5 protein-coding genes are annotated in these 4,583 nt (G+C 69.0%); 2 read left to right on the forward strand and 3 right to left on the reverse strand.

Annotation, left to right across the window (positions count from 1 at the left end):
• A partial coding sequence (gene istA / locus BN11_RS11880) for an IS21 family transposase (RefSeq protein WP_235435607.1) occupies positions 1-917 on the reverse strand: 917 nt, incomplete at its 3' end.
• A 190-nt stretch (positions 918-1,107) separates the two neighbouring features.
• Between istA and BN11_RS11885 the strand changes: the two genes are divergently transcribed.
• On the forward strand, positions 1,108-1,701 hold the full coding sequence (locus tag BN11_RS11885; RefSeq protein ID WP_048697974.1) for a winged helix-turn-helix domain-containing protein: 594 nt from the start codon (positions 1,108-1,110) through the stop codon (positions 1,699-1,701).
• Positions 1,698-2,981, forward strand: a complete 1,284-nt coding sequence (locus BN11_RS11890; RefSeq protein WP_048697976.1) for an MFS transporter — start codon at positions 1,698-1,700, stop codon at positions 2,979-2,981. Before BN11_RS11885 ends, BN11_RS11890 begins: the two co-directional genes overlap by 4 nt.
• A gap of 439 nt (positions 2,982-3,420) precedes the next feature.
• On the opposite strand, the gene istB is transcribed toward BN11_RS11890, so the two are convergent.
• Together istB and BN11_RS11900 are read right to left on the reverse strand one after the other, a co-directional pair.
• On the reverse strand, positions 3,421-4,209 hold the full coding sequence (gene istB, locus BN11_RS11895; RefSeq protein WP_048697979.1) for an IS21-like element helper ATPase IstB: 789 nt from the start codon (positions 4,207-4,209) through the stop codon (positions 3,421-3,423).
• A partial coding sequence (locus tag BN11_RS11900) for a Mu transposase domain-containing protein (protein WP_048697982.1) occupies positions 4,206-4,583 on the reverse strand: 378 nt, incomplete at its 5' end. The genes BN11_RS11900 and istB, both read right to left, overlap by 4 nt.

Here is a 4,583-nt window from a genome sequence, read left to right on the forward strand (position 1 = left end):
TCGATACGCACGTAGTAGTCCCGACCCAGGCGCACGTGGTTGCGCCAGCCCAGGTGCAGCACCGCCGGCGGCAACAGCAGCATCTTCTCCTTGTCCACAGCGAGCAGATCCACGGGACGTGCCTTGATGGTGCGCACCATCCGGCCGTTCGCGTCGGTCAGCCAGTCGGTGAGCTGGGCGTTGAAGTCCGCCGGGGACTCGAAGGCCCGGCCGGGCATGAACGAGGTCTCGAAGAACCGGTTGCGCCGCTCGACCACGCCCTTGGACTGCGGATCCCGCGGCGGCAGCAGCACGATCCTGGTGGCCAGCGTGCCAGCGAACACCGCGGCCGGCTCGGTCAGTTTCCCGCGCCCGATCCCGGCCTCGTTGTCCCAGATCAGCCGGCGCGGCACGCACCCCAGTTCGGAGAGCAGGGCCCACATCGCGAGCAGCAGATCCTGGGTCTTGCGGGTCGGGATCATCCGGGCCAGCATGAACCGGCTGTAGGCCAGCGTCATCACCAGCACCGGCAGCAGCGCCCGGGAGCCGTCCTCGAGCAGGATCTTGCGCGGCGGGAACCACAGGTCGCACTGCGCCACGTCGCCAGCGGCCCAGGTCAGCCGGTCCGCCGGGTCGATCGGGCGAGCATCAGCCCTTACCCGGTTCACGTTGTCCCTGAACCACCTGATCGAGCCGGTCCACCCGACCCGCTCGGCGAGCACCGTGGCGGGCATGTCCGGGACATCCGCCAGCAGCGCCCGCACCTGAGCCTCGAACGGCGTGAACGACGTCGGACCGCTCTTGCGGACATACTGCGGCGGCCCGTCGGAGTTGACGGCCTTGATGACCGTGGACCTCGAGATCCCCAGCTTCCTGGCGATCGCAGCCTTCGGCACACCCTCACGGGCGAGCCGCCTGATCAGTGCCCAGTCCTCCATAGTGATCACTCTCCAATCGTGGTTGGGGTGTCCACTTTTCGAGCGCCTTTACCGTCCAGTCTTCAAGCGCCGCTGACAGACGACTGCGCCTGCGCGCGGCGCGCACCCTGGGCAATAACGCAGAGAGATTCTGCAGAATAGTTCTGCGATGTGCCATCATGGTGTGATGCCTGATGCAGAGTGGTCTTCCATGCAGCTTGATGCCGACGCCATCAAGGTGCTCGCCCACCCGTTGCGTTCGCGCCTGCTTCGCTGCTTGCGAGCCGACGGGCCGGGCACGGCCACCGGGCTGGCCAAGACCTTGGGTACGGACACCGGGACCACCAGCTACCACCTTCGCAAGCTGGCGTCGGTCCGGCTCGTGGAGCAGGTGCCCTCTCGCAGCGCTCGCACCCGTTGGTGGGCGGCCTCCACCCGTTTCCATTCGTGGGACGACGAGGCAGCAACCGATGCCGACGCGCGGGAGTCCCTCGCCTGGTTGCGCGCCCAGCACGTCCGAAACTTCGTCATCGAGGCGGACGCCTGGCTTGCCACGCACGACACCTGGCCGATGACGTGGCGCCGACTGGTCGGCCCTTCGGACTACGCGATGGAGATGACCCCAGAGCAGCACGAGCAACTCATGTCCGAGCTGTCGAGTGTCATCGAGCGCCACCACAAGGCCGCTCAGGCTGCGAACGCGCCGCTGGCCACACAAGACCCGTCTCCTCAGGACCGACCCCGGCGCGTCCGGCTCTACCTCTACAACTTTCCCGTAGGCGCCTACCCCGAGCAGGACAAGTGACGACGACCACGCGGTACCTCGTGCTCACCACGCTGCGGTGGCTCCCCGTGGGCTTCACCATCCCCATTTCCATCCTCCTGCCGGTGAGCCGCGGGTTGAGCCTCAGCGAGGTCGGCCTCGCCTTCGCTGCACAGGGTCTACTCGTTCTGTGCCTGGAGCTGCCGACCGGAGGACTCTCGGACTCGTGGGGCCGGCGTCCCGTCTTGCTCCTCGGCTCGGCATTCGGCATCGCTGCCTCGACCATGCTCGTGGTCGCGGACTCGTTCCCCACCTTCGTGCTCGTCTGGGCGCTGCAGGGCGTGTTCCGCGCCCTGGACAGCGGTCCCCTCGAAGCCTGGTACGTCGACGCGACCCTCGCTGCCAACCCGGACGCCGCCCTAGAGAAGGGCCTCTCATCCGGCGGCGCTGCACTCAGCATCGCCGTGGCCTCCGGCGCCCTGATCTCGGGCGCACTGGTCGCACTCGACCCTCCCGACGGCCTGAATCCGCTGACCCTCCCGGCGGTCATCGCCCTCGGCCTGGTCATCGTTAGCACGATCGGCGTGGCCACCCTGATGACCGAGCAGCGGCCGCGCGATACCCGCCTAGGCGTCCGAGACTCGATACGCGCCGTCCCCGCCATCGTGCGACAAGGGGTCGGGCTGCTTCGAGGCAACCGGGTGCTCCTGGCTCTCGTGAGCGTCGAGCTCTTCTGGGGCTTCGGGATGGTCAGCTTCGAGAACCTCACCTCGGTCCGACTCGCCGAGCTCACCGACGGCCCCAATGCCGCCGCTGCGCTCATGGGCCCCGTGACCTCCGGGGCCTGGGTGACCTCGGCGCTCGGGGCCGCCACGATCGTCTTGCTCAGCGGTCGCATCGGCGTGGCCTCCGCAGCCATCATCCTCCGGCTGCTGCAGGCCGGAGCCGTAGTGGCAATGGGTCTCGTCGGGGGCCCTGCCGGCTTGGTCGTGGCCTTCCTGGCCGCCTACTGCGTCCACGGGGCGTCGAACCCGCTGCACATGACCCTGCTGCACCGCGAAGTCACCGGCGAACATCGCAGCACCGTCATCTCCGTCAACTCCATGGCGGCGATGCCAGCTTCGGCGCTCGGCGTGATCGTGCTGACCGCCCTGGCTGATCGAAGCTCCATCGCGGTGTCCATCGTCGTCGGAGGTGTCGTCCTGGCACTTGCTGCGCCGCTCTACCTCCCCGCGCGCCGACGCGAGCAGCACCTACAACTTGCCTCTCAGCTCGACACTACGGACGTGTCCACGTCGGAAGCCCAGGCGCGCAAGCCGTAGACAGACTAAAACCGGCAGACACCAGCTACCGGCCGTCTGCGCGAATCATCCCCAGCAGCCTTAGTCGTTCCTCTCAGATTCGCCGTGTTGGAAGTGACCAGCTCGCGGACGCGCCGGTGGGGGATCACGGTGTGGTCACGCTCCCCGTGACGATCCTGCACCGGTCCGCGACCCGATCGGCTCGCGGAGCGCGCCAGTGCAGGATCGGCTCGCGGTGCGCGCCAGTGCAGGATCGGCTCGCGGAGCGTGCCCGTGCGGGGTTCCTCAATCGAGAGGTCTGGGCTGGAGGTGGTCCTGGTCTCAGCTTGTGAAGGAGCCACGCTCATCAGTAGGGCATGGCAGGAGGGTTGATTGACGACTGTCGACGGCGCTCGAAAACTGGTCAGTTTCGGCGGTCGAAAACTGGACGGTTTGGTCAGTCTAGTGAGCCCTGCTCGGCCTAGATGCTGGGCAGGGGGTCGATGCCTCGGTCGCGTAGCCGGTAGGAGGCGCCTTTGAGGGCGATGACGTCGGCGTGGTGGACGATGCGGTCGATCATCGCGGCCGCGACGACCTGGTCGCCGAAGACGCCGGCCCAGGAGCTGAACGGCAGGTTCGAGGTCAGGATGAGCGAGGCGTGCTCGTAGCGTGAGGAGACGAGCTGGAAGAACAGGTTGGCGGCGTCCTGCTCGAAGGGCAGGTAGCCGACCTCGTCGACGACGATCAGCGGGTATCGGCGCAGCCGGGCGAGCTCGGCGTCGAGGCGGCCGCGCTGGTGGGCCTCGGACAGGCGGGTGACCCACTCGCTGGCGGTGGCGAACAGCACCCGGTGGCCCTGCCGGGCAGCGGTCACCGCGAGAGCCGCGGCCAGATGGGTCTTGCCGGTGCCGGGCGGGCCGAGCAGGACGACGTTGCGGTGCTCGACCAGCCAGGCACCTGAGGCCAGGGCCTGGATCGGGGTGCGGGCGGCGGGCTGGTGGTCGAAGTCGAAGTCCTCCAGGGTCTTGCCCGCTGGCAGCCCGGACGCGCGGATCCGCAGCTGGGCGCCGGAGGCGTTGCGGGCGGCGACCTCGCGCTCCAGCACGGCGGCGAGGTAGTCCTCGTGGGTCCAGCCGGCGTCGCGGGCGTGCTCGGCCAGCCGGGCCGCGGCCTGCGTGATCCGGGGTGCCTTGAGCGCGGCGGCCAGGTGGGTGATCTGCTTGAGTGCCTCGCTGGCCGGGCTCGTCCTGGCGGTGGTCTTGGTGCTCACAGCGAGCCTCCTGCGCCGACGTCGAGGCCGAACGCGCGGTCGTAGTCGGCCAGGTCCCGCATCAGCTCCTCGGCCGCGTCGGGCACGGCGTGGTCGCGTTGCTGGTAGGCGCGGCGCAGCTCGGCCGCGGCAGCCACGTGGGCGGGGTCGGTGACGGTCATCCCGCGGGCCCACCGGCGCGGGTGCTCGGCCACCAGCCGGCCGCCGTGGCGCACCCGGACGACGTCCAGGTCGGCGGTCACGTCGACGCGGCCGCCGATCGCCGAGGGGTGGACCGAGTAGTCGTTGGTGTCGATACGCACGTAGTAGTCCCGACCCAGGCGCACGTGGTTGCGCCAGCCCAGGTGCAGCACCGCCGGCGGCAACAGCAGCAT

This window comes from Nostocoides australiense Ben110 (assembly GCF_001050535.1).
In the GTDB taxonomy this organism is placed as follows: domain Bacteria; phylum Actinomycetota; class Actinomycetes; order Actinomycetales; family Dermatophilaceae; genus Nostocoides_A; species Nostocoides_A australiense.

Excerpts from the sequence above, each read along its gene's own strand:
- BN11_RS11885 (WP_048697974.1), top strand. The coding sequence starts at position 1,108 with ATGCAGCTTGATGCCGACGCCATCAAGGTGCTCGCCCACCCGTTGCGT.